The organism is Phenylobacterium sp. (genome assembly GCF_035475775.1).
Lineage (GTDB): Bacteria > Pseudomonadota > Alphaproteobacteria > Caulobacterales > Caulobacteraceae > Phenylobacterium.
Window position 1 is genome coordinate 1 of sequence record NZ_DATIMC010000006.1, and the last position, 22,289, is coordinate 22,289.

Sequence of the window (22,289 nt, forward strand, 5' to 3'; positions counted from 1 at the left end):
GGGTTCCTGATGACCCGTGGCTCCGAACGTCCGGCCGCCTCGCCGCCGCGGCCGCCCCTCCGGGTGGAGGTCGCCTCGGCCGCCCCGGCTGCGCCCGCGCCCGGTCCGATCGATCCCCTGCCGAGCGTCGCGGCCACGCAAGCCGAAGCGGCCACGCCCGCGCCGATGCAGGCGCGGCCGGAGCGGGCGCTGACGAGATCGCCCCGCGCGGCGCCTCACGCCGGACCGGCGCCCGACGCCTATGCCCGGATCACGGCCGCCGACCGACGGCTGCGCGACGCCTACGCGGCGGCCATCCGGGCAGGGACGCCCCGGCGCGCGCTGGTGTCGTACCGCGACCGTTGGGAGGCGATGCGCCGCGCGCGGGCCCACGATCCGCGGCGGCTGGCGGCGGGCTATGGCGCCCTCGCCGCCGAGATCGAGCGGGCCGCCTGGCGAGCCCGGCGGGACAACCAGGACCTGGCTGCGCGCACGTCCTGGCGTCCGCGCTACGCCCCGTGGTGGTCGTGATGCCGCGGGCGCCGGGTCCGCGCCTGACCGACGGCCGGCTGATCTATGCGATCGGCGACGTGCACGGCTGCTACGAGTTGCTGCGCGACCTGCTGGCGCTGATCGCGCGCGACGATGCCGGGCGCGGCGGACGCGGGCGGCCGCTGCTCGTCTTCCTGGGCGACTACGTCGACCGCGGCCTGCAATCGGCGCGGGTGGTGGAGGCCTTGGTCTGGCTGCAGCGACGCCCCGATCTGGAAGTGCGGCTGCTCAAGGGCAACCATGAGCAGGCGCTGCTGGAATTCCTAGACGCTCCGGAGCGGGCGGGGCTGTGGCTCGGCTTCGGCGGGGCCGAGACGCTCGCGGCCTATGGCGTGATCCCACCGCGTGCCGACGACCGACCCTGCGAGTTCGTGCGCGCCCGGGACGAGCTTCTCGATCGCATGCCGGCGGCGCACCTGAAGCTGCTGCAGGGCCTGGAGCTCATGGTCGAGGCCGGCGACTATGTCTTCGTCCACGCCGGCGTGCGCCCGGGCGTCCCTCTGGAGCGCCAGACCGAGCGCGACCTCCTATGGATCCGCAAGGGCTTCCTCGACGCGGCCGGGCCGTTCGAGAAGGTGGTCGTCCATGGCCACACCTGGGAGGGCGAGGCGCCCCAGCTCCTGGCGCATCGCCTGGGGCTGGATACCGGCGCCTACGCGACGGGCGTGCTCACCGCGCTGCGGCTTTGCGACGGGGAGCGCGAGGTGCTGCAGGCCCGGCGGCCGGTGGAGGACGTCTGGACGCGCCGGCCGCTCGCCGATCTGGCCGCGGCGGCCGAGCGCGCGCGGGAGACCAGCCCTCAGTCCTGATAGTAGCCGCTCCAGTCGACCTCGCCCTTCAGGCGTCCGACGACCCGCCGCGCGCGACGGCGGGTGAGCAGCCACGCATTGTAAGCGGCGGCTAAGGCCGCGGCGACGATGACGCTGCGCGTAAGCCCATAGCTGAACACCAGAAGCAGAAGGCTGGTCGTGATCCAGAAGACGATGGCGCGGACGTCTCGTGCCCTCATGCGACGCTTTCCCGATGATCCGCCGTCCCGCGCATGCAACGGTCGGCGGACGATCTGGGTCCCTTGCAGCCGCCGATCTTATTCGGCGCGGCTATGGCCGAAGCTGGCGGATGCGCCGCGCGCCTCGGGCGAAGCTGCCGAGCGCCAGCAAGCGGTCGTCGCCCCGGCACACCTCGACGCCCAGGTGATGGCGGCTGGCGAGCAGCAGGGCCACCGCCTCGCGCCGCGCCTGCGCCTCGTCGTCTGACGCGATCAGGAGGAGGGTGGGAACCGAGTAACGGTCATCGTCGACGAAGATCTCGAATGCGCTCATAGGCCCTGCCGTCTCGCTTCCTGGCCTCTGCCCCGCCGCAGCTTCGGATGATCCTGCGACGCCAACCTCTCCACACAGAGAACTCCCACCCGGGCCAGAAATCAACTCAAATATCCATCCACGTCTTCCGATTACTGACAGTTTGTAAATTTATACATGATCAGTACCTGACTTAAGCGGCGCAGCTTGCCGGCCCGGCGCCAGCGCCGCCAGTTGAGCAAGAAACCCAAGTTGAGGTTGTGCGTTGAGCGCCCTGAAGCGCCCATTTGCGCGCCGGTCAGGAGATTGAGAACATTGGAGAGGGGTCCATGTCTGAGCTGAACCGCGACGAACGGCTGCAGATCATGCTGAGCGAGGACGAGCTGAGCGCCCTGGATGACTGGCGGTTCGCGCGCCGCATGCCGAGCCGCGCGGCGGCGGTCCGGGAGCTGTTGAAGCGCGGGCTGGCCGCCGAGGGTTATGGCCAGGTCGACGGGCGGTCCCGGTCACGCGATTTCGGCGTGCTCGACGATTCCGGCTCGGGGACGGGGGCGGAGGGCTGAACGCCGAGGCAGGGACGGCCTAGAGCAGCTTGAGGAAGCTCGGGTCGCGGAACGGCTCGCCGGGCCGCAGGCGCTGGTGGAAGCCCTTGATCGGGGGCCCAGCCCCGCCCTCGCGCGGATCGTAGACGGCGTCCTGGCCGAAGAAGCGCAAGGTCAGCGTGCGCCGCCGCATGCCGCCGTGGGTGGCCGCCCCGCCGTGCAGCGTCTGAGGGTGGAACACGATCACGTCGCCCGGCTCCACGGCCCAGGCGACGATGTCCCAGTCCGACCGCGCTTTCTCGATGTCGGGCAGCCGCGGCAACGACGAATTCGGGTGCAGCGGATGGGTGTCGTCGCCCGGCTTGAACGCTGAGCCGTTGTAGAGGACCCCGCGGTGGGAGCCGCGCACGAACTCCAGGGAATCCGCCGCACCGAGCGCATCGAAGCTGATCCAGACCACCGCCAGATCCTCGCCGGCGATGGCGAGGTAGGACGAATCCTGGTGCCACGGCGTGCGCCGGACCTCGCCGCCTTGCTTGAGGAACACCTGCTCATAGAAGAACCAGACGTCGGGCGTGTCCCAGAGCGCGGCGACGTGGGCCGGGATCGGCGAGGCCTGCAGCATGCCGCGATAGCCGCTGAGGGCCTCGGGGTTGAAGAGGTCGTTGTAGAAGGTGACGTCCGGGGTGTGGCGGTCCTTCGAGGCGCCGGGGCCGGGGTGGGCCAGGCTCCACTCGTAGGCCGCCAGGGTTGCGGCGAGCTGGTCCGCATCGAGCGCGCCGGGAAGCTTGACGACGCCGTCGCGGCGGTAGGCCTGGCGCAGGGCCGGCCAGTCGTATGCGGCGGCCGAGGTCATGCCTACAGCGCCAGGGTGAAGCCGCCGTTCACCGGATAGGTCTGGCCGGTGATCCAGCTGCTCGCGTCCGAAGCCAGGAACAGCGCCATGTTGGCGATGTCGGTGGGCTCGCCGGGCCGGCGGACGATGTAGCGCTCGAACTGCCGCTTCATGCGCTCGGGATCGGAGAACATGCGCACGGTCGCCGGCGTCCGGGTGGCGGCGATGGCGATGGAGTTGGCCGTGACGCCGTAGCGCCCGAGGCTGCGGGCGACGCCGCGCGTGAAGCCCGCCGCTCCGGCCTTGGCACCGCCGTAGATCTCCAGGCCCGCATCGCCGTAGCGGCCGGCGTCGGAGATGATGGTGATGATGCGGCCCGGCGCCTGGCGGGCGATCATGCCCGGGACCACCGCGCTGACCGTGTGGATCACGCCGTAGAAGTTGACGCCGATCGCCGCGTTCCAGACCTCCGGGCCCACCTCCCAGAACGGCTTGCCCATGCCCTCCTGCGGCGGGTTCGCGCCCATGTTGCCGGCGTTGTTGACCAGCACGCCCACCGGCCCGAGCTCTTCGGCCGTCCTGGCGACCATGGCCTTGACCTGTTCGAAGTCGGTGACGTCGGCCTGCACGGCGAGCGCCTTGCCGCCCGCGGCCTTGATCTCCTCGACGACCGCCTCGGCGCGCTCCTGGAAATAGTCGTTCACGGCGACGCCGCCGCAGTCGTGCGCGGCGAGGTGCAGCGCGATCTGGCGGCCCACCCCCTGCCCGGCCCCGGTGACCAGCGCCACGCGCCCGCCGAGGCTCAAGATGTCGTCCATCGCGTCTCTCCCTGGTGTCCTTGGGCTCAGTCCGGATCGAACCGGCTGACGATGCGGCGCCCGCGCTCGTCCCGGCGCGTGGCGATCCCGGCTCCGAGCGGCTCGGCCTGCGCCATGGCGGCGGCGAGGCTGGGATCGTCGGGATCGCTCATGGCGCAGAAGCGCTCGCCGGCGGCGGTCCGGCAGACCAGCGTCGCGACGGGCGCGCCGCGGCCATAGTCGATCGTGTAGCTTTCGACGACGCCTTCGCTTGCGTCGTCGGGCGCCGCGGCCGGCGCGGCCCAGCTCTCCACCTGCGCCTGCAAGGGGGCGGACGAGAGCCCGCGCCATTGCGCCGGCTTGCTCGAATAGACGCCCACCGAATACTTCGACAGGAAGCCGCCGTTCGCGCCGACGAAGCCGTAGGCGCCCGGCCGCTCGCGCAGGCCGCGCACGGCGCTGGCGATGGCATGCATGGAGTAGTTGTTGCCGGCCCCGCCGAAGAACGGCAGCCCGCCGGTGAGCGTCAGCGGCCGAGGATCGTCCGGTCGCAGGCCGAGCTCGTCGCGCACGTCGAAGACCGCGATCGGAAAGCAGGAGTAGAGGTCGATGAGGGCCACCTCGTCGACACCGATCCCGGCTGAGGCCAGCGCCGCGCGCCCCGCCAGTCCGGCCGCCGGATAGGCCGCGAGGTCAGCCCGATCGAGCGGCTTGCGCTCGGCGACGTCGGCGGCGCCGTGCAGATAGACCCAGCGGTCCTGCGGGACGCCGAGTTCGCGGGCCTTCTCCGCCGAGGCGATCAGCACGGCGGCGCCCTGGTTGGTCTGGTCGCGCGAGACCATCCGGCGCGGGAAGGGATCGGCGACCATACGGTTGCGCTCGGAGATCGTGGCGAGCGCAGGCGCGTCGAACACCTCGTGGCTCATGGCGTGGGGGTTCTGGGCGGCGACCTTGGTGAACGGGGCGAACAACTCGCCCATCTCCAGGGCGTAGGCCTTGCGGTCCAGGCCGCGCCTGGCGCGCCGGGCGTTCTCGAACACGGCGTAGTGCTGGATCGCGGTGCGCACGCCATGGCCGTTGAGCTCGGGCGAGACCAGCGTCTCCATGCCGTAGCCGCGGTCCTCGAGGCCGCCCTCGATCGTCTCGCTCCAGTCGCGGGTCTCGCCCTGGCCGAGCAGGTGGCGCAGGGTGGAGATCGCCTCCGCGCCGCAGATCAGGGCGAGCTCCATCTCGCCGCGCGCGACGGCGCCGGCGAACTCGTTGACCAGGTGCTGCGGCCCCTGGCCGCCGACCGGCTCCAGGATCGCCCGCTTCGGATCGGCGCCGATGCGCCTGGCGACGGAGCGCGGGAAGTTGTTCGAGCGGCCGAACGGCGATTGCGCGTTGGGGCCCGAGGTCTCGAACTGCCGCACCGCCGCCACGACCCCGATCTGCGGCGCGACCGGAATGCGCGCCTTGGCATCGTCGAGCGCCGCCTGGGCCGCGCGGGCCGCAAGCTCGACGGGCGACAGGCCTTCGTAGCCGGGCTCCCCGATCCGCTCCGAGGCTTCGCCCACCCCGATGATCACTGGCGTACGCGCGTCCACGCGGCCTCCCCTGCTCTGGTCGTCCGGCCGGAGCCTAGCGGGCTGACGCGACGGCGCCCAAGCGCGACCGCGCGACGGCTACTGGGCCGGCCGGATCGCCGCGGCCGTCTCGCTGTTGATCTCCTCCAGCGAGCGCGCGCTGGTCTCGGGCACCAGGAGCTGGGTGCAGATCGCGCCTGCCACCGAAAGGGCCACCAGGATCAACATGGTCGAGATTTCGCCGATCGCGCCGAACAGCAGCGGAAAGGCGAAGCCGCTGATCGCCGCGCCGATGCGGCCGCCCGCGACGGTGATCGCCTGGGCGACGCTGCGGATGCGGGTGGGCGCGAGCTCGACGCCGAACACCCCGGCGCCGGACACCAGGCCCGGGCCCGTCTGGGAGACGTTGAACAGGCCGTAGACGATGAAGGCCAGGGCCGGCGCGCCGGCCAGCTTCGAGCGCAGCATGGCGAAGATGATCAAGAGCACGGCGGAGATGGCGAAGCCCCAGACCTGCAGCGGCTTGCGCCCGATCCTGTCGATCAGGAACCAGGACATCAGCAGCGAGGCCGGCACCACGAACACCAGCTCGATCAGCAGCGTGAAGTCGACGGGGCCGAGCCCCATGCCCTTGGCGATCAGCGAGGGGCCGAACAGGATCGTGGCATAGACCACCAGGTCGTAGATCATCCACAACAGCGCGCCCGAGAAGATCCATCGGGCGTGGGCGGCGAACACCTCGCCGAAGGGCCGGGTGTCGGCCGAAGGCGCCGCGACCTCCTGCCCGCCGATCTCGGCCATCACCTTGCTGGCCTCGGCCCGGTTGGCTTCGAGCCTGGCCAGGAAGCGCGCCGTCTCGGGCATGCGGCGACGGAAATAGAGCACCGCCAGGGCGGGGATGGCGCCCGCCCCGAGCACGAGCCGCCATTGCAGGTCCGGGGCCACGTGCAGCGCCTGCAGCAGCAGCGTGAACACCGCCGCGACGAGCGCGCCCACCGGCCACATGGTCCCGAAGCCAAGGCCCAGCGCGCGGCCGCGGTCGGCCCGGTTGGAGTGCTCGGCCATGATCACCGGCGAGAGCACGTAATCGGCGCCGACGCCGAGGCCCAGGATGAAGCGCAGCACGATCAGCCACGCCAGATTCGGCGCGAACGCCTGGGCGAAGGCCGCCAGGCCGAGGATCAGCACGTCGTAGCCGTAGAACCGCTTGCGGCCCCACTGGCCCAACACCCCGAACACCATTGCGCCGGCCGCCGCGCCGACCAGCGCCGAGGCGGCCAGGAGCGCGCTGTCCACGCTGCTCAGCGTGGCGGTGCCGAACGAGGCCAGCACCAGCGGCAGCACGAGGCCGATGGAGGACAGGTCGTAGCCGTCGCAGAACACGCCCAGGCCGGTGGTCAGGATCGCGCGCCAGTGGAAGGCCTGGAACCGCTGCTCGTCGAGCACCGAGAAGTCGCTGTCGCTCAAGTCGCGATCTCCGAACGCGGGCCCGATCGGACGCCTGCGAGTCCGATCTTCGCCGGCATCATCCGGGTCGCGCCGCCGAAGGGCAACACGATTGCGCCGCTCGAGAGGCGAGGGAAGCATGACCGGCGGCGCCGTGATTGGCGGTTCGCATCAAGCCCTTGCGGCCGAGGCTCTGTCCGCAGGGCCGCTTGAGCCGGAGCCGCCGGGCCGATAACCTCGCAATGTCGGGAGAGCCTGGGCGGATGCGAATCGCCACCTGGAACGTGAATTCGGTCAATGCGCGGCTGGGGACGGTCGTGCGCTGGTTCGAAGAGGCCAAGCCCGATGTCGCATGCCTGCAGGAGATCAAGTGCGTCGACGAGAAGTTTCCGGCCGAACCGTTTGAACGACTTGGCTATAATCTCGCGATTCACGGCCAGAAGAGCTACAACGGCGTGGCGATCCTCTCGAAATTTCCGCTGGACGACGTCCGCCGCGGCCTGCCGACCCATCGCGAACATGGCGGCGACGGCGATGACCACGCCCGCTACGTGGAGGCGGTGGTCTCGGGACCGCGGCCGGTGCGCGTCGCCTCCATATACCTGCCGAACGGCAACCCGATCGGGACCGAGAAGTTCGGCTACAAGCTGTCCTGGATGGGCCGGCTGCGGGCGCATGTCCGGGCGCTCCTCGACTTGGAGGAGCCCCTGGCCCTGCTCGGCGACTACAATGTCATCCCCGAGCCGCGCGACGCCGAGCACCCGGCGAACTGGACCTCCGACGCCCTCTTCCAGCGCGAGAGCCGCGAGGCCTTCCGGTCGCTGAAGTGGATGGGCCTCACCGACGCCTACCTGGAGGTGAACGGCGCGCCGGGCGGCTACACCTTCTGGGATTACCAAGCCGGCGCCTGGCAGAGGAACAACGGCATCCGCATCGACCACGCCCTGCTCTCCCCGCAGGCCGCCGACATCCTGCGCGGCGCCTCGATCCACCGCGACGTGCGATCCTGGGAAAAGCCCTCCGACCACGTCCCGCTGGCCATCGAACTGGAGACCTGAAGATGGCCGATCGCGACCCGAGCCAAAGCCTCGTCGGCGCCGACTACCAGGCGATGGCGGCCTTCCGGCACGCCTTGCGCCGGTTCGCCGCGTTCAGCGAGAACGCGGCCCATTCCGTCGGCCTGACCCCACAGCAGCACCAGGCGCTGCTCGCCATCCGCGCCCACATAGGCGCAGAGCCGATGACGATCAGCGAGCTCGCGGAAGCCTTGCTGATCAAGAACCACAGCGCGGTGGGCCTCGTGGCGCGCCTGGTGGAGCGGGACCTCGTCACCCGCAACCCCTCGCCGCTCGACCGTCGCCGGATCCTCCTGCGGCCGACCGCCGAAGCCGAAGTGTTGCTGGAGCAGGTGGTCGCCACCAACCTTCGCGAGCTTTCCGCCAGCGCGCCGATCTTCCGCGAGTTGCTGAAGACGCTGCGTCGGCTGACGGATGAGCCGACGCCTGCAAAGCCGGCCGCCGCAACCCGCCGCGCGCCGAAATAGGCGCTGGGCGAGCCTGCGAGCCGGGGTCTAGGTCAGACTCAGGCTTGGGCGTAGCTTCGCGCCATGGGCGAGATGACGAGGCTGCTGCTTCTGGTCGTCGTGGGGGGCCTGGGCCTGACCCTGGCCGGCGCCGCTGCAGCCTGGTCCATGGACGAGAGCCGGCGCGTCTCGCGGGGACTGCGCAAGGTGCTTGGCGAGGCGCCTCACGCCCAGCTGATCGCCCGTGGCCGCGGCCGAGGCGTCGGCTTCAACTTCAGCAAGAACCTGCTGGCGGTCGCCTGGGACGGCGGGGCCTGGTGCCTGATCTATGGCGTGGACGAGCTGATCGGGGCGGAACTCGTCGCCGACGGCCAGGTGATGGGCCGCGTGCACCGCGGCGAGGCCCGCCGCGCGCTGGACAGCCTGGTCGGCGCCGAGCGGCTGGTGCGGCTGCGCCTGCTGTTCAGCGATCCGGCCCATCCCGACTTCGATCTCGACCTCTGGATGGCGGCCGACCCGGCCCGGCGCGGCTGGCCGACGGCCGCGGAGGCGATGGAGGAAGCCAACCGCTGGCTGGCGCGCACCGAGGCCCTGTTCCGCCGCCCGCTGCCCCGCCGGCTGGCGCCGGTGGTCGCCGCCGCGCCGCCGCCGGCGTCTGAGCCGGAGCCGGAGCCGGAGCCGCCGCAGGTCGCCGATGCGCAGCCGCCGCCGTTCGACCCCGAAGACGACGAACGCTTCACCTTCTGAACCGACACGCCAACTCCGCCCGGGGGACTTCGCATGAGCTTGCTGATCGCCGCGGCCGCCACCTTCGTGCTGCTGCACCTGCTGATCTCCGGCACGCGCCTGCGCGACGCGCTCGCCGCGCGCATCGGGGAAGGCCCCTACATGGGCCTGTTCAGCCTGGCCTCGATCGCGGCCCTGGTCTGGCTGGGGCTCGCCTACGCCGGCGCCCGCGGCTCGGCCGCCGACGAGGTGTTCTGGGGAATCACGCCGGCCACGCGCTGGATCCAGATCGCCGTCCAGCTATTGGCCATGCTGCTGGTCGTGCCGGGGCTGACGACGCCCAACCCCACCAGCGTGCGCCAGGAGGGCTCGCTGGGCCGCGTCGACGTGGTGCGCGGCATGCTGCGGATCACCCGACATCCGTTCCTGTGGGGCGTCGCGGTGTGGGCGGCGGGCCATCTGCTGGTCAACGGCGCCGCCACCAGCCTGATCCTGTTCGGCTCGCTCCTGGCGCTGGCCTTGTTCGGGACGGTCAGCATCGACGCCAAGCGGCGGCGCAAGCTCGGCAAGAGCTGGGAGCCGTTTGCGGCCCAGACCTCGAACGTCCCGTTTGCGGCGATCGCGGCCGGGCGCCAGCGGCTGGACATCGCGGAGATCGGCTGGTGGCGCATCGCGCTCGCGGTCGCGGTCTGGGCGCTGCTCGCCTGGGCGCACCCCTATCTGTTCGGCGCGCCGGCGCTGCCTAGCTGAGCGCGAAGTCCGCCGCCGCCTCGCAATGGGCGATCGCCGTGTCGACCGCGGGCAGGCCGAGATCATCCGGGTCGAGCAGCAGGCCGATCTCGGTGCAGCCGAAGATCACCGCGTCGGCGCCGGCCGCGCGGCCGCGCGCGATCATCTGCATGACCAGCGCCTTGGATTGCGCCCGGATCACGCCCTTCACCAGCTCGTCGTAGATGATCGCGTGCAGGCGGGCCCGGTCCGGCTCGGCGGGGATCAGCGCCGGCAGGCCCGCCGCCACGAGCCGGTCGCGATAGAACGCCTTCTCCATGGTGAAGCGCGTGGCGAGCAGCAGCGGCCGGGCGGCGCCCTTCGCCTTCAGCGCCAGGGCGGTCGCATCGGCGATATGGATCAGCGGGATGGAGACCCCCGCCTGAACCTCGGCCGCATTCAGGTGCATGGTGTTGGCGCAGATCAGCAGCGCCTCGGCGCCGGCGGACTCCAGCCGGACGGCGGCCTGGGCGAGCTCGCGGCCGGTGGCGGCCCAGTCGTCCCTGGCCTGCGCTTCGGCGATCGGGGCGAAGTCCACCGACCAGAGGATCAGCCTGGCCGAGTGCAGGCCGCCCAGCCGCTCGCGCACCAGCCGGTTGATCGCCTGGTAGTAGACCGCCGTGCTCTCGGCGCTCATCCCGCCGATGAGCCCCAGCATCCGCACCTCAGATGTCCGCGTAGACGTGCCGCTCGGCCTGGGCGCCGGGCTGGGTCACGGCGCCCTTGTAGGCAGGGCCCACCTGCTGGGCGAACTTCCAGAGCGCGCCGGAGCCATAGCCCGTCTCGCGCGGGCGCCAGTGGCGCTGGCGGTTCTCCAGCTCGATGGGATCGACCTCCAGCTCGATCGTCCCGGCCTCGGCGTCGATGGTGACGATGTCGCCGTCCTTGACCAGGGCGATCGGGCCGCCGGCCTGCGCCTCCGGGCCCACGTGGCCGACGCAGAGCCCGCGAGTCGCCCCGGAGAAGCGGCCATCGGTGACCAGGGCGACGTTCTCGACGCCCTGGCCGTAGAGCGCGGCGGTGGTGGAGAGCATCTCGCGCATGCCCGGACCCCCCCGCGGACCCTCGTAGCGGATCACCAGCACGTCGCCCTCCTTGTAGGCGCGCGCCTCGACGGCGGCGAAGCAGGCCTCCTCGCCGTCGAACACGCGGGCGGGGCCGCGATGCTTCTGATGCTTCAGCCCGGCGACCTTGACGATGGCGCCCTCCGGCGCAAGCGAGCCCCAGAGGCCGACCAGGCCGCCGGTCGGCGACAGCGGATTGGACACCGGCCGGATCACCTCCTGGTCGCGCCATTGGACGTCGGCCAGGTTCTCGGCGAGCGTCTTGCCAGTGACGGTCAGGCAGTCGCCGTGCAGGAAGCCGCCTTCCAGCAGCGTCTTCATCAGCATCGGCACCCCGCCCGCCTCCCCCATGTCCTTGGCGACGAAGCGGCCGCCGGGCTTCAGGTCGGCGATGTACGGGGCGCGCGCCGCGATCTCGGCGAAGTCGCGCAGGGTGAAGTCGATCCCCGCCTCGTTGGCCATGGCCGGCAGGTGCAGCGCGCCGTTGGTCGAGCCGCCGGTCGCCGCCACCACCACCGCGGCGTTCTCGAACGCCTTGCGGGTGCAGATGTCGCGCGGGCGGATGTTCCTCTCGATCAGCCGCACCACCGCCTCGCCGGAAGCTTTCGCATAGGCGTCGCGGCTCTCGTAGGCGGCCGGCAGCGCCGAGGAGAGCGGCAAGGCCAGGCCGATGGCTTCCGAGACGCAGGCCATGGTGTTGGCGGTGAACTGGCCGCCGCAGGCGCCGTCGCCCGGGCAGGCGACCCGCTCCAGCGCCTGCAGCTTGGCGTCGGTCATCTCGTTCCGGTGCGCCGCGAGCGCGCCGACGGCTTCGAACACGTCGAGCACGGTGACGTCATGGCCCTCGAAACGGCCGGGCAGGATGGAGCCGCCGTACATGAACACCGAGGGCACGTTGAGGCGCAGCATGGCCATCATCATGCCGGGCAGCGACTTGTCGCAGCCGGCGACGCCGACCAGGGCGTCATAGGCGTGGCCGCGCATGGTGAGCTCGACGGAATCGGCGATCACCTCGCGGCTGACCAGCGAGGAGCGCATCCCCTCGTGACCCATGGCGATGCCGTCGGTGACGGTGATGGTGACGAATTCGCGCGGCGTGGCGCCGGCCGCCTTGACCCCTTCCGAGGCCGCGTGCGCCTGGCGCATCAGCGCGGTGTTGCAAGGCGCCGCCTCGTTCCAGCAGGAGGCCACGCCGACGAACGGCTGGGCGATCTCGCGGCTGCCGAGCCCCATGGCGTAGTAGTAGGAGCGGTGCGGCGCACGCGCCGGTCCTTCGGTCACGTGGCGGCTGGGGAGGCGCGTCTTGTCCCAGGTTCCGTCCGGGCGGCGGTGCATGGTCAGGCTCCGAGTGCGAGGCGCGACTTCCTTAGAAGGCGCGCCGCCGCGGGGAAAGCCCGAAGCCCGCCCGGGAGACGCGATCGCGGCCCTGCCTCAGCGGCGGGGAGCCACTCGCGTGCCTCTGCCATGCACACGGCAAAGTAGCATCTTGCGACCGCTCGCGCCCGAGCCGGCGCTCGGCAGACCAAACCAGAAGTTGAACATCGTTCTGCGACCGGCGCTCGCAGCGGGCGATTTCGCGTCATTTGCAGGCCGGGTCTGTGTCCTCGGCGCCATCCTGGTGACGGTTAGTAAGTTATCGCCGGTAACTTAGCCGCCGCCGGATTGACGCGTTTCCGCCGTCATCGCAGCAGCGCCCTCCCCATGAGGCGCGGTCCATACCGCGCATTCCAGCTGCGGGGAGGCAGCGCGACGATGAAATTCAAGTTCAGTCTTCTTGCGACCAGCGCAGTGGCGGCGGCTTCGTTCGCTGCGGCGGCCCACGCCCAGACCGCGAGCGGGACCGCCGCGGCGGCGTCGAACACCATCGAAGAGCTGGTGGTCACCGCCGAGAAGCGTCAGCAGAACCTGCAGGACGTGCCGGTCGCCATCTCCGCCTTCACCTCCGAGAAGCGGGACCTGATCGGGGTCAACACGATCACCGACATGACCAACTTCACCCCGGGGCTGGAGTACAACGTCCAGAACGACCGCAACACGCTGCGCGGCGTCGGGCGCAACACCAACGTCCATGCCGCGCAGGGCTCGGTCGCCCAGTACTCGGACGGCATCTACACCTCCTCCACCGTCGAGGCCGGCAAGACGCCGCTGTTCGTGGACCGGGTGGAGGTGCTGCGGGGTCCGCAAGGGACCCTCTATGGCCGCAACTCGATCGGCGGCGCGATCAACATCATTTCCAAGCGCCCGACCGACGACTGGTACGCCGAGGTCCGCGGCCAGTACCAGAACTACGACCACTCGATCCTGGAAGGCGCGATCTCCGGCCCGACCTTCATCCCGGGCGTCGATTTCCGGTTCGGGGCCAACTGGGAGAAGCAGACCGAGGGCTGGTACAAGAACACCGTCCCGGGCATGCCCTCCGAGGGCAATGTCATCGACACCAAGTACGTCGAGGGCCAGCTCAAGTTCAAATTCAACGACCGCTTCGACGGCTGGATGAAGCTCGCCTGGGCCGACTGGCACAACGACGGCGGCGGACCGGGCTCGCGCAACAGCTACTCGCCGGCGCCGTACGCCAACTTCGAGGTGGCCAACCCGCCGCAGGTGATGAACGCAGGCTACGCCTGCCTGCCTGGCACGGGCGTGACCAACGTGGCCACCGCGGGCGGCATCCCGCTCGCCCAGGCCTGCACCAATCCGTCGGCGAGCGATCCCCGCAAGTTCGCCAGCGACGTGCCCTATCAGGTCAAGCTCACGGGCACGATGATCTTCGCCAGCGAGTGGACCTACCACTTCGACAACATGGACCTGAAGTACATCGCGGGCGGGACGCACTATCACTACTTCCTGACCGGTCCGCAGCCGGTCGAAACCGCCCCGATCATCTCCTACACCCTGCCGCGCGTGCTGCCGGCGGGCACGCTGGGGGCGACGCAGACGAGCACGCTGGTGATTCCCGGCGGCGGGCCGACGGTCAATCCGCGGTACGCCTTCAACTACCAGGAGCAGGAGAACTGGATCTCCCACGAGATCAACCTGGCCTCCACCGACAAGGGGCCGTTCCAGTGGATCGCCGGGCTCTACTACTACGGCGAGGAATACCGGCAGCCGGTCTACACGACGCTGATGGACCAGCCCTCGCTCGGGCTGAACATCTCGAGCCTGGCCGGCGCCTGCGCCTTCACCGGCGGCGCGTGCCCGAACCTGGCGGGCGACAACCGCATCTACGACGACCGCCCGCACATGCAGATCACCTCGAAGGCGGCGTTCGGGCAGATCGACTGGCAGTTCACGCCGCAGTGGAAGACGACGCTGGGCCTGCGCTACACGCGCGACGACATGAAGGGCGAGGAATCGGTCCGCGTCCTGTGCTTCGACGCGTCGGCCTGCGGGGTCGCGCCGGAGTTCCTGGGCTCCAACTTCGTCCTCGACCTGACCCAGGTGCCCACCGTGGTCAGCGGCTATCCGGGCTTCCCGGGCGGCGTCGGCACGCCGGGCGTCTCGTCGAACACCAAGGTCGATCCGGCGACGGGCTTCGCCTCGCGCACCTACAAGGACCACTGGAGCGCCACCACCGGCACGTTCGGCCTGCAGTGGGATCCCGAGCCCGACACGATGGCCTACTTCCGGTATAGCCGCGGCTACAAGGCGGGCGGGTTCCGGGTCGGCATCGACACCACCCTCGGCGCCGCGCCGGAGACCCAGCCGGAGCACCTCGACTCGTTCGAGGTCGGCCTGAAGAAGGAGTTCGGCCGCACCCTGCAGGCCAACCTGGCGGTGTTCCGCTACAACTACCAGAACGACCAGGTGCCGATCACCATCATCCCGACCGGCGGCGGCACGGCGCTCGGCCAGTCGATCTTCTTCAACATCCCCAAGGCGATCAGCCAGGGCGTGGAGCTGGAGACGACCTGGCAGCCGATCAACAATCTGCAGGTGCTGTTCAACTACTCCTACCTCGACGCCCACATCACCCGGGGCTCGGGCGTGGTCGACCCGGCCGATCCGACCGCGGTTGCGCCGGGCGCCAAGCCGCTGGGCGCGCTCACCGCCTGCCCGACGCTGACCACGCCAGGCTGCGACGTCTTCACCGGCGACCTGCAGCGCGGCCAGAACCTCTCGGGCGGCAACCTGCCGAACGCGCCGAAGAACAAGGTGGCGGTCAACGTCAACTACACCTGGGACTTCGCGCCGGGCTCGCTGATCGGCTCGGTGAGCTACATCTGGCGGGACAAGCAGTACGGATCGATCTTCAACCGGTCGTACTACCAGGCGCCGTCCTACGACCAATGGGACGCCCGCCTGAGCTGGAAGGACCGCAACAACAAGTACACGGTCATCGCCTTCGTGAAGAACATCTTCAACGACCTCGGCTACGAGGGCGGGGCCGCCGCGGCGCGCCAGGCCGGCTTCACGCCCGGCTACGCGCTGGGCCTGCCGCTCTCGAATCCCGCCTCGGCGGTCGCCGTGCCGGTCAACGAAGGGATCGCCAGCACCTACCTGTTGACGCCGCCCCGGACGTTCGGCGTCGAACTGCAGTACCGCTTCTTCTAGGGCGTTTTCTCTCCCCAAGAGGCCTCAGGCGCTCCGCTCCGGCGGAGCGCCTTTTCTTTGGCGCGTCAGGCGCCCTGCGCGAGCGCCGCCATGCGCGCGATCAGCCCGCGCCAGGTGCGGTCGACCTCCGGCGTCCAGGCTTCGCCCATCAGCGCCTGGAACGCATCGACCGCGACCTCGAAGAAGCGCGGGAACAGCTCGCGCGGCACGCCGACGCCTTCATGGTTCACCACCTCGCAGCGGATGAAGTTGGCGGCGTAGGCGTTGGGCCCGGCCAGGTCCAGGGCGCACTCGAAGACCTTGGCCAGCATCTCGCCCTTCACCGCGCCGTTGCGGTCGCGGACGAACAGCGCCTCGGTCTCGGGGTAGCGGGCGAACAGTCGCTCATAGACCGCCGCCGTCGGATCGCCCGCCCGCGCGGCCAGCGCCTCAAGGCTCGCCTCGAGGATCTCGCGTTCGCGCAACGCCAACTCCGCTTCCACCATCAGCCCTTCGACGCTTCGCGCTCGCCTGCCTATAGTCTGAACAACGATAAGGCAGGGAGGCCAAGCGTGGAGTTCCAGGACATCGACTACGCCGTGCGCGAGGGGCTGGGCTTCATCACGCTCGATCGGCCGGACTACCGCAACGCCCAGAGCTACCGGATGCTGGACGAGATCGACCAGGCCTTCGAGCTGGCGCGGGCCGACCGGGAGGTGCGCGTGGTGGTCGTGCGCGGCGCCGGCGGGGTGTTCTCGACCGGCCACGACCTCGGGACGCCCGAGGGCATGGCCTACCGCTACGCCCAGGGCGCCCAGCCGGGGATCGAGACCTACGACCAGTTCAAGACCTACAACCTCGACCTGCTGCTCAAGTGGCGCAACTTCCCCAAGCCGACGCTCGCCATCGTCGAGGGCTACTGCATCTACGCCGGCTGGATGCTGGCCGCGGCCATGGACGTGATCTTCGCCGCCGACGACGCGGAGTTCCTGGGGGGGTTCGTCGAGTACAACACCATCCCCTGGGACATCGGCATCCGGCGGGCCAAGGAGCTGGTGTTCGAGAGCCGCTTCATCTCGGCGGCGGAGGCGGCGCAGTACGGCCTGGTCAACCGGGTCTATCCCAAGGCCGAGCTGGAGCGCGAGAGCCTCGCCTGGGCGCGTCGCGTGGCGGAGAACAGCCCGGAGGTCCTGCGCATGGCCAAGATCCAGATGAACAAGGCGCAGGACGCCCAGGGCTTCTCGAACGCGGTCGAAGACTCCTTGGGCGACTACGTGGCCATGATGTACATGCCGGGCCACGAGATGCGCGTGGCGGGCGAGCGGCGGCTGCTGAGCGTGGATCTCGCGGTCCGGGGCCGCAGAGGCGAGCGCTTCGGGCTGGCGCCGAAGCCGGCGGCCGCCAAGCCGCGGTCCTGAGGAGACGAGCCAAGTGAGCGACACCTTCCGCGCCCTGCGCGCGCACAAGACCGAGGCCGGCCAGGAGCTCCGCTTCGAAGAGCTCACGCCCGCGGAGCTGGGCGACGGCGACGTCACCGTGCGGGTCGAGCACTCGACGCTCAACTTCAAGGACGGCCTGGCGCTCACCGGCCGCTCGCCGATCATCCGCGCCTGGCCGCTGGTCCCGGGGATCGATTTCGCCGGGGTCGTGGAGAGCTCGACCAACCCGGAGGTCAAGCCGGGCGAGCGGGTGGTGCTGAACGGCTTCGGGGTCGGCGAGAGCCACAACGGCGGCTATGCGCAGCGGGCCCGCGTGAAGGGCGACTGGCTGGTCAAGCTGCCCGAGGCGATCTCCACCGCCCGCGCCATGGCGATCGGCACCGCCGGCTACACCGCCATGCTCTGCGTGCTGAGCCTGGAGCGGCTGGGCGTAAGCCCGGACAAGGGCGAGGTGCTGGTCACCGGCGCGGCGGGCGGCGTGGGCGGCGTGGCCATCGCGATCCTCGCCAGGCTCGGCTACCGCGTGGTCGCCTCGTCGCGGCGCAAGGACAGCGAAGGCGCCTACCTGGCCGGCCTCGGGGCCGCCGAGGTGATCGACGCCGCCGAACTCCAGGGGCCGGGCCGGCCGCTGGCGCGCGAGCGCTGGGCAGGCGCGGTCGACGCGGTCGGCAGCCACACGCTCGCCAACGTGCTCTCGCAGATCCGCTACGGCGGCGCGGTGGCGGCCTGCGGCCTCGCCCAGGGGATGGACCTGCCGGGCTCGGTGGCGCCCTTCATCCTGCGCGGCGTGACGCTGGCCGGCGTCGATTCCGTGATGCGGCCGAAGCCGGACCGCATCGAGGCCTGGGGCCGGCTGGCGCGCGACCTCGACTTCGCCAAGCTGGACGCCATGACCGTGCGGGCCGGCCTCGACGACCTGCCGCGGCTGGGCGCGGAGATCGTCGAGGGCAAGGTGCGCGGCCGCGTGCTCGTCGACGTGAACGCCTGAGCCGCTCGTCCCCGCGCAGGCGGGGGACCCAAGCTGACCCTCAGCCGTCCGTTCAGCCGTGCGCGCACGCAAGATGCGCCGCTTGGAGTCCCGCGTGCGCGGGAATGAGCGGATTCAGAGCGCCTTCTCGATCTCGGCCGTCACCTCGGTGTCCAGTGGATCGGTGCGCGGGCCGAAGGCGCGGATCGCCTCGCCGTGCTTGCCGATCAGGATCTTGTGGAAGTTCCACACCGGCTCGGCCGGCTCGCCCAGCTGGTTCTTCGCCCATTTGTAGAACGGGTGCGCCGTCTCGCCCTTGACGTCCACCTTGGAGGTCATCGGGAAGTCGACGTTGAAGCGGGTCTCGCAGAAGCCCTTGATCTCGGCCTCGGTCCCCGGCTCCTGGCCGGCGAATTGGTTGCAGGGCACGCCCAGCACCACCAGGCCGCGATCCTTGTAGTCGGAATAGAGCCGCTCGAGGCCTTCGTACTGCGGGGTGAGGCCGCATTTTGAGGCGGTGTTCACCACCAGGACCACCTTGTCCCGGAAGCTCGTCAGGGGGAGCTCGCCGCCGGTGATCGATTCGAATGCGAACTCGTGGGCGCTTGCGCTCATGATCTGGTCTCCAGGTTTCGCCCGCGTGCGGCAGGTGACGTGGGCGTCAATCACGATAGCTGTGTCCTGCGGGTTTCACCAACCGGTCAGAAAGCGCCGCTCGACGAACAAAGCTCCGATTTTGCGTTGACGCTCCGCCGCGCGAAGCTCAGCTTCCGCCAAGCTGACCGGCGAAACAGCCGAGCAGTCGGGGAGGTTTTAGATGCAGTTCAAGCCATATCTGATGGCGACCAGCGCCGTTCTGGCCGCGTCGCTGAGCGGGACCGCGCTGGCGCAGACGCGGACCGGCACCACGGCCGCCGCCGCCACCACCATCGAAGAGCTGGTGGTCACCGCCGAGAAGCGCGAGCAGAACCTGCAGGACGTGCCGGTCGCGATCTCGGCGTTCACGGACAAGACCCGCGACGTGGTCGGCATCCAGTCGATCCAGGACATGACCAACTTCACGCCGGGTCTGCAGTACTCGACGTCCACCGACCGGATCACGCTGCGCGGCCTGGGCCGCCTGACCAACGTGCTTTCGGCCGACGCCTCGGTCGCCAACTACTCCGACGGCGTCTACGAGACGTTCGCGGTGCGCGCCGGCGCCTCGACCCTGTTCCTGGACCGCGTGGAGGTGCTGCGGGGCCCGCAAGGCACCCTCTACGGCCGCAACGCCATCGCCGGGGCGATCAACGAGGTCTCCAAGCGGCCGACCAAGGAATGGTACGCCGAGGCCCGCGCCAGCTACGGCAACTATGACCACTCCAACCTGGAGTTCGCGGTCTCCGGTCCGCTGAACGACAAGGTGCAGTTCCGCCTCGCCGGCCAATGGGAAAACCAGAGCGAGGGCTACATCAAGAACACCACGCCTGGGCGGCCGTCCGAAGGCAACGTGATCAACACCTTCTACATCGAAGGCCAGATCTCGGTGCAGTTCAACGACAAGCTCGAGATGTGGTCGAAGATCAACTACAACACCTGGCAGAACGGGGCCGGCGGCCCGGGCGCCCAGTCCGGCGGCTGGTCGCCCAACATCTACAGCGCCGACCCGACCCATCCCAACCAGGTCCTGCCGGACATCTCGCCGGGCAACCCGGTCGGCGGCAACGGCTTCAACATCATCGAATTCCCGCAGTTCGCGACGGCGATCAACGAAGGCTTCGGCTGCTCGGGCCTGGCGACCAACGTCGTGCTTCTGAGCCCGTCTGGCTGCGTGAACACCGCGCACAACAGCCCGTGGCTGAAACCCGATCCGATCCCCTATCGGGTTCGCCTGCCGAACGCCTACACGGTGGCCAGCGAGTGGACCTACCACGCGCCCGGATTCGACGTGAAGTACATCACCGGCGGCGTGCACTATTATTACGTGCTGACCGGTTCGGTGCCGAACGGCACGCGCCAGGCGCCGGTGGATTCCTTCACCTCCGGGGCGACCCAGTTCTTCCCGCTGGAATCCTTCAACTACCAGGAACACAATGGTTTCTGGAGCCACGAGCTGAACCTCGTCTCGACGTCCGAGGGGCCGCTGCAGTGGATCGCCGGCTTCTACTATTTCAAGCAGCACTACACCCAGCCGGTGCTGACCGAAGAGGATACGCGGCAGACCCAGTTCGACATCTCGCCGCCGTTCGGCGTCTGCCTCTCGGGCGCGGCGCCCAATCTGGAATCGGTCACCTGCGCGCCCGGGATCGGCCGGCGGTTCGACAACCGTCCGGACGTCCACGACACCTCGTATGCGACCTACGGCCAGTTGAGCTACAAGGTGCTCCCGACGCTGACCCTGACCGGCGGCCTGCGCTATTCGCACGACCGCAAGGACGGCACGGAATCGGTGCGCCTGCTGTGCTTCGGCCTGCCGGCCTGCCTCAGCGGGATTCCCCCGGAGATCTTCTCCGCGCCGCTCGATCTGACGGGGGTGAACACCGTGGTCGCGGCCGGCACCGGCGTCGGCGTCGACCAGATTCCCTTCGGCGTCAGCGGGCCGACCAACTTCGACCCGGCCACCGGCTTCGCGAGCCGCCACTACGACGCATCGTGGCAGGCGATCACCGGCACGGCCAAGGCCGAGTGGCAGCCTGACCCCGACACCAATCTCTACGCCAGCTACAGCCGCGGCTATCGCTCGGGCGGCTTCAACATCGGTATCTTCACCGTCCTCAGCTTCCTGCCGTTCTCCAACAAGGAGACGGTCGACGCCTACGAGATCGGCCTGAAGAAGAACTGGAGCGACAACCTCCAGACCAACATGGCCGCCTACTACTACAGCTACGACAACCTGCAGATTCCGATCTCGGTCGTGCAGAGCGGGAGCGTCGGCGGGCAGCCGTTCGCGCAGAGCACGACTTCGTTCTACAACGTGCCCAAGTCTCGATCCGCCGGCTTCGAGCTGGAGACGCTGTGGCAGCCGATCGAGAACCTGCAGCTGATCCTGAACTACTCGTACAACAACACCCGGATCGAACACGGCATGGCCGAGGACCTTACGGACCCCGGCGCCGTGCAGCCCGGCTCCAAGCCGCTCCACACGATTGCACAGTGCACCGCTGGCGGCGCGGCTGTGGCGGGCGACTGCGTTGCCGACCCGAACACCTTGGGACTGCCGAACGGCGGCTTCCAACGGGTCCAGGACCTGTCGGGCAACGACCTGCCCAACGCGCCGCGCAACAAGGTCGCGGTGGCCGCCAACTACACGTGGCGGCTGAACTCGGGCTCGATCACCGGCAACGTGTCCTGGTCGTGGCGCGACAAGGCGTACGGCGAGATCTTCACCCGCTGGTACAACGAGGCGCCGTCCTGGGATCAGTGGGATGCGCGGGCGCTGTGGAAGGACACCAACGACAAGTACGAGGTGATCGCCTACATCAAGAACATCTTCAACAAGACCGGTTACGACCAAGGTGCGACGAGCGAGCTCTTGAACGGCGCCACTTCGGCGGTGTTTGCGGGCAAGCTTCCAGCGGGCCTGACCTGCAGCCCGGTGATCGCCGGCGGCGTGATCAACTGCGTGCAGGGCATCCGCAAGACCTTCTACACGACGCCGCCCCGGACCTACGGGATCGAGTTCCGCTACAAGTTCTTCTAGGCCTCTTCGGGCCACCCTGGGGGAAGGCGCTCCGCTCCGGCGGGGCGCCTTTTCATTTGCGGCTCAGCCGGCCTCCTCCAGCGCCTGCTCCACCGCCAGCGCCAGGTCCAGCGCGCGGATCGCCTCGGGGGCTGTGACCACCGGACGCGGCGTCTCGCCGCGCACCGCGGCCAGGAATTCCGCCACGCTGACGCCCAGGGGATCCTTCGCGGCCGGCGTTTCCGCATAGTCGCGGTTGAGCGGATAGGGCGTGGTGTTGCGCAGCGTGCGCCCCAGGAAATCGAGCTCCACTTCGCCGGACGGGAAGACCACGCGCATGGCGCGGCGGCGGGCTTCGGCCATGCGCGAGACGTCGAAGCGGGCGGTGAAGCCCGCCTCGAAGGTGAGCTCCGCGCGGGCCTCGTCCCAGGCGCCGCTGGGCCCGATCCGCCCCTCCCCTTCGGCGGTCACCGGCTCGGCGGCCGAGAGCGTCAGCGCCAGGTCGAGATCGTGGATCATCAGGTCGAGCACCGCCGAGACGTCCTGGCTGCGCTCCGAAGGCGGCCCGTGGCGCAGCGCCTCCAGCAGGATCGGCTGC

At 69.9% G+C, this 22,289-nt stretch carries 21 protein-coding genes and 1 pseudogene; 11 read left to right on the plus strand and 11 right to left on the minus strand.

Annotated features, from left to right (window positions below):
• Nucleotides 1-510: pseudogene (locus VLI41_RS00865) on the plus strand (hypothetical protein); the annotation flags it as partial.
• Entirely contained in the window at nt 510-1,340 is an 831-nt protein-coding gene (locus VLI41_RS00870; RefSeq protein ID WP_325266163.1) for a metallophosphoesterase family protein, read from the plus strand. The pseudogene VLI41_RS00865 and the gene VLI41_RS00870, both read left to right, overlap by 1 nt.
• On the opposite strand, the gene VLI41_RS00875 is transcribed toward VLI41_RS00870, so the two are convergent.
• Nucleotides 1,331-1,540, minus strand: a complete 210-nt coding sequence (locus VLI41_RS00875) for a hypothetical protein (protein WP_325266164.1) — start codon at nt 1,538-1,540, stop codon at nt 1,331-1,333. The two genes, VLI41_RS00870 and VLI41_RS00875, sit on opposite strands and share 10 nt — an antisense overlap.
• A 91-nt stretch (nt 1,541-1,631) precedes the next feature.
• Entirely contained in the window at nt 1,632-1,853 is a 222-nt protein-coding gene (locus VLI41_RS00880; protein WP_325266165.1) for a hypothetical protein, read from the minus strand.
• A gap of 308 nt (nt 1,854-2,161) precedes the next feature.
• On the opposite strand from VLI41_RS00880, the gene VLI41_RS00885 reads away from it, so the two are divergent.
• The gene (locus VLI41_RS00885; protein WP_325266166.1) at nt 2,162-2,395 is read left to right on the plus strand and encodes a hypothetical protein; all 234 of its coding nucleotides are present in this window, start codon (nt 2,162-2,164) and stop codon (nt 2,393-2,395) included.
• 19 nt (nt 2,396-2,414) lie between these two features.
• On the opposite strand, the gene VLI41_RS00890 is transcribed toward VLI41_RS00885, so the two are convergent.
• The 4 genes from VLI41_RS00890 to VLI41_RS00905 form a co-directional block, all read right to left on the minus strand.
• A complete protein-coding gene (locus tag VLI41_RS00890) occupies nt 2,415-3,230 on the minus strand; it encodes a phytanoyl-CoA dioxygenase family protein (protein ID WP_325266167.1) in 816 nt (271 codons plus the stop codon).
• 2 nt (nt 3,231-3,232) lie between these two features.
• The gene (locus VLI41_RS00895) at nt 3,233-4,027 is read right to left on the minus strand and encodes an SDR family NAD(P)-dependent oxidoreductase (protein ID WP_325266168.1); all 795 of its coding nucleotides are present in this window, start codon (nt 4,025-4,027) and stop codon (nt 3,233-3,235) included.
• 26 nt (nt 4,028-4,053) lie between these two features.
• Nucleotides 4,054-5,592 (minus strand): acetyl-CoA acetyltransferase, encoded by a 1,539-nt coding sequence (locus tag VLI41_RS00900; protein ID WP_325266169.1) that lies wholly within the window; start codon nt 5,590-5,592, stop codon nt 4,054-4,056.
• 78 nt (nt 5,593-5,670) lie between these two features.
• Nucleotides 5,671-7,038, minus strand: a complete 1,368-nt coding sequence (locus tag VLI41_RS00905; protein WP_325266170.1) for an MFS transporter — start codon at nt 7,036-7,038, stop codon at nt 5,671-5,673.
• Between the two features lie 242 nt (nt 7,039-7,280).
• Between VLI41_RS00905 and xth the strand changes: the two genes are divergently transcribed.
• The 4 genes from xth (at nt 7,281) to VLI41_RS00925 (ending at nt 10,015) form a co-directional block, all read left to right on the plus strand.
• Nucleotides 7,281-8,075, plus strand: coding sequence for an exodeoxyribonuclease III (gene xth / locus VLI41_RS00910; protein ID WP_325266171.1), 795 nt, complete (start codon nt 7,281-7,283; stop codon nt 8,073-8,075).
• A gap of 2 nt (nt 8,076-8,077) precedes the next feature.
• On the plus strand, nt 8,078-8,560 hold the full coding sequence (locus tag VLI41_RS00915; protein ID WP_325266172.1) for a MarR family winged helix-turn-helix transcriptional regulator: 483 nt from the start codon (nt 8,078-8,080) through the stop codon (nt 8,558-8,560).
• 63 nt (nt 8,561-8,623) lie between these two features.
• Entirely contained in the window at nt 8,624-9,286 is a 663-nt protein-coding gene (locus VLI41_RS00920) for a hypothetical protein (protein ID WP_325266173.1), read from the plus strand.
• A gap of 33 nt (nt 9,287-9,319) precedes the next feature.
• Nucleotides 9,320-10,015 carry an NnrU family protein gene (locus tag VLI41_RS00925; RefSeq protein WP_325266174.1) on the plus strand — a complete coding sequence of 232 codons (696 nt, stop codon included), beginning with the start codon at nt 9,320-9,322 and terminating at the stop codon, nt 10,013-10,015.
• Here VLI41_RS00925 and VLI41_RS00930 read toward each other — a convergent pair.
• Nucleotides 10,008-10,691, minus strand: a complete 684-nt coding sequence (locus VLI41_RS00930; RefSeq protein WP_325266175.1) for an aspartate/glutamate racemase family protein — start codon at nt 10,689-10,691, stop codon at nt 10,008-10,010. The two genes, VLI41_RS00925 and VLI41_RS00930, sit on opposite strands and share 8 nt — an antisense overlap.
• A gap of 7 nt (nt 10,692-10,698) precedes the next feature.
• Nucleotides 10,699-12,432, minus strand: a complete 1,734-nt coding sequence (gene ilvD / locus VLI41_RS00935) for a dihydroxy-acid dehydratase (RefSeq protein WP_325266176.1) — start codon at nt 12,430-12,432, stop codon at nt 10,699-10,701.
• 417 nt (nt 12,433-12,849) lie between these two features.
• On the opposite strand from ilvD, the gene VLI41_RS00940 reads away from it, so the two are divergent.
• Nucleotides 12,850-15,648: a TonB-dependent receptor gene (locus VLI41_RS00940; RefSeq protein WP_325266177.1), complete on the plus strand. Its 2,799-nt coding sequence runs from the start codon at nt 12,850-12,852 to the stop codon at nt 15,646-15,648.
• Between the two features lie 65 nt (nt 15,649-15,713).
• Here the strand turns inward: VLI41_RS00940 and VLI41_RS00945 are convergent, their stop codons facing one another.
• Nucleotides 15,714-16,133 carry a globin gene (locus VLI41_RS00945; protein WP_325266178.1) on the minus strand — a complete coding sequence of 140 codons (420 nt, stop codon included), beginning with the start codon at nt 16,131-16,133 and terminating at the stop codon, nt 15,714-15,716.
• A 66-nt stretch (nt 16,134-16,199) separates the two neighbouring features.
• Here VLI41_RS00945 and VLI41_RS00950 point away from each other — a divergent pair, with 66 nt between their 5' ends.
• On the plus strand, nt 16,200-17,045 hold the full coding sequence (locus tag VLI41_RS00950) for an enoyl-CoA hydratase-related protein (protein WP_325266179.1): 846 nt from the start codon (nt 16,200-16,202) through the stop codon (nt 17,043-17,045).
• Between the two features lie 13 nt (nt 17,046-17,058).
• The gene (locus VLI41_RS00955) at nt 17,059-18,054 is read left to right on the plus strand and encodes an MDR family oxidoreductase (protein WP_325266180.1); all 996 of its coding nucleotides are present in this window, start codon (nt 17,059-17,061) and stop codon (nt 18,052-18,054) included.
• Between the two features lie 114 nt (nt 18,055-18,168).
• Here the strand turns inward: VLI41_RS00955 and VLI41_RS00960 are convergent, their stop codons facing one another.
• Nucleotides 18,169-18,648, minus strand: coding sequence for a glutathione peroxidase (locus VLI41_RS00960; protein WP_325266181.1), 480 nt, complete (start codon nt 18,646-18,648; stop codon nt 18,169-18,171).
• A 202-nt stretch (nt 18,649-18,850) separates the two neighbouring features.
• On the opposite strand from VLI41_RS00960, the gene VLI41_RS00965 reads away from it, so the two are divergent.
• On the plus strand, nt 18,851-21,712 hold the full coding sequence (locus VLI41_RS00965; RefSeq protein ID WP_325266182.1) for a TonB-dependent receptor: 2,862 nt from the start codon (nt 18,851-18,853) through the stop codon (nt 21,710-21,712).
• Nucleotides 21,713-21,775: 63 nt separating this feature from the next.
• Here the strand turns inward: VLI41_RS00965 and VLI41_RS00970 are convergent.
• On the minus strand, nt 21,776-22,289 hold a 514-nt coding region (locus tag VLI41_RS00970; RefSeq protein WP_422662115.1), incomplete at its 5' end, for a Gfo/Idh/MocA family protein.

Bases quoted from the DNA above. Each gene is read 5' to 3' on its own strand.
- VLI41_RS00870 (WP_325266163.1), top strand. From the start codon at position 510: ATGCCGCGGGCGCCGGGTCCGCGCCTGACCGACGGCCGGCTGATCTAT.
- VLI41_RS00875 (WP_325266164.1), bottom strand. From the start codon at position 1,540: ATGAGGGCACGAGACGTCCGCGCCATCGTCTTCTGGATCACGACCAGC.
- VLI41_RS00880 (WP_325266165.1), bottom strand. From the start codon at position 1,853: ATGAGCGCATTCGAGATCTTCGTCGACGATGACCGTTACTCGGTTCCC.
- VLI41_RS00885 (WP_325266166.1), top strand. From the start codon at position 2,162: ATGTCTGAGCTGAACCGCGACGAACGGCTGCAGATCATGCTGAGCGAG.
- VLI41_RS00890 (WP_325266167.1), bottom strand. From the start codon at position 3,230: ATGACCTCGGCCGCCGCATACGACTGGCCGGCCCTGCGCCAGGCCTAC.
- VLI41_RS00895 (WP_325266168.1), bottom strand. From the start codon at position 4,027: ATGGACGACATCTTGAGCCTCGGCGGGCGCGTGGCGCTGGTCACCGGG.
- xth (WP_325266171.1), top strand. From the start codon at position 7,281: ATGCGAATCGCCACCTGGAACGTGAATTCGGTCAATGCGCGGCTGGGG.
- VLI41_RS00915 (WP_325266172.1), top strand. From the start codon at position 8,078: ATGGCCGATCGCGACCCGAGCCAAAGCCTCGTCGGCGCCGACTACCAG.
- VLI41_RS00920 (WP_325266173.1), top strand. From the start codon at position 8,624: ATGGGCGAGATGACGAGGCTGCTGCTTCTGGTCGTCGTGGGGGGCCTG.
- VLI41_RS00925 (WP_325266174.1), top strand. From the start codon at position 9,320: ATGAGCTTGCTGATCGCCGCGGCCGCCACCTTCGTGCTGCTGCACCTG.
- VLI41_RS00930 (WP_325266175.1), bottom strand. From the start codon at position 10,691: ATGCTGGGGCTCATCGGCGGGATGAGCGCCGAGAGCACGGCGGTCTAC.
- ilvD (WP_325266176.1), bottom strand. From the start codon at position 12,432: ATGCACCGCCGCCCGGACGGAACCTGGGACAAGACGCGCCTCCCCAGC.
- VLI41_RS00940 (WP_325266177.1), top strand. From the start codon at position 12,850: ATGAAATTCAAGTTCAGTCTTCTTGCGACCAGCGCAGTGGCGGCGGCT.
- VLI41_RS00945 (WP_325266178.1), bottom strand. From the start codon at position 16,133: ATGGTGGAAGCGGAGTTGGCGTTGCGCGAACGCGAGATCCTCGAGGCG.
- VLI41_RS00960 (WP_325266181.1), bottom strand. From the start codon at position 18,648: ATGAGCGCAAGCGCCCACGAGTTCGCATTCGAATCGATCACCGGCGGC.
- VLI41_RS00965 (WP_325266182.1), top strand. From the start codon at position 18,851: ATGCAGTTCAAGCCATATCTGATGGCGACCAGCGCCGTTCTGGCCGCG.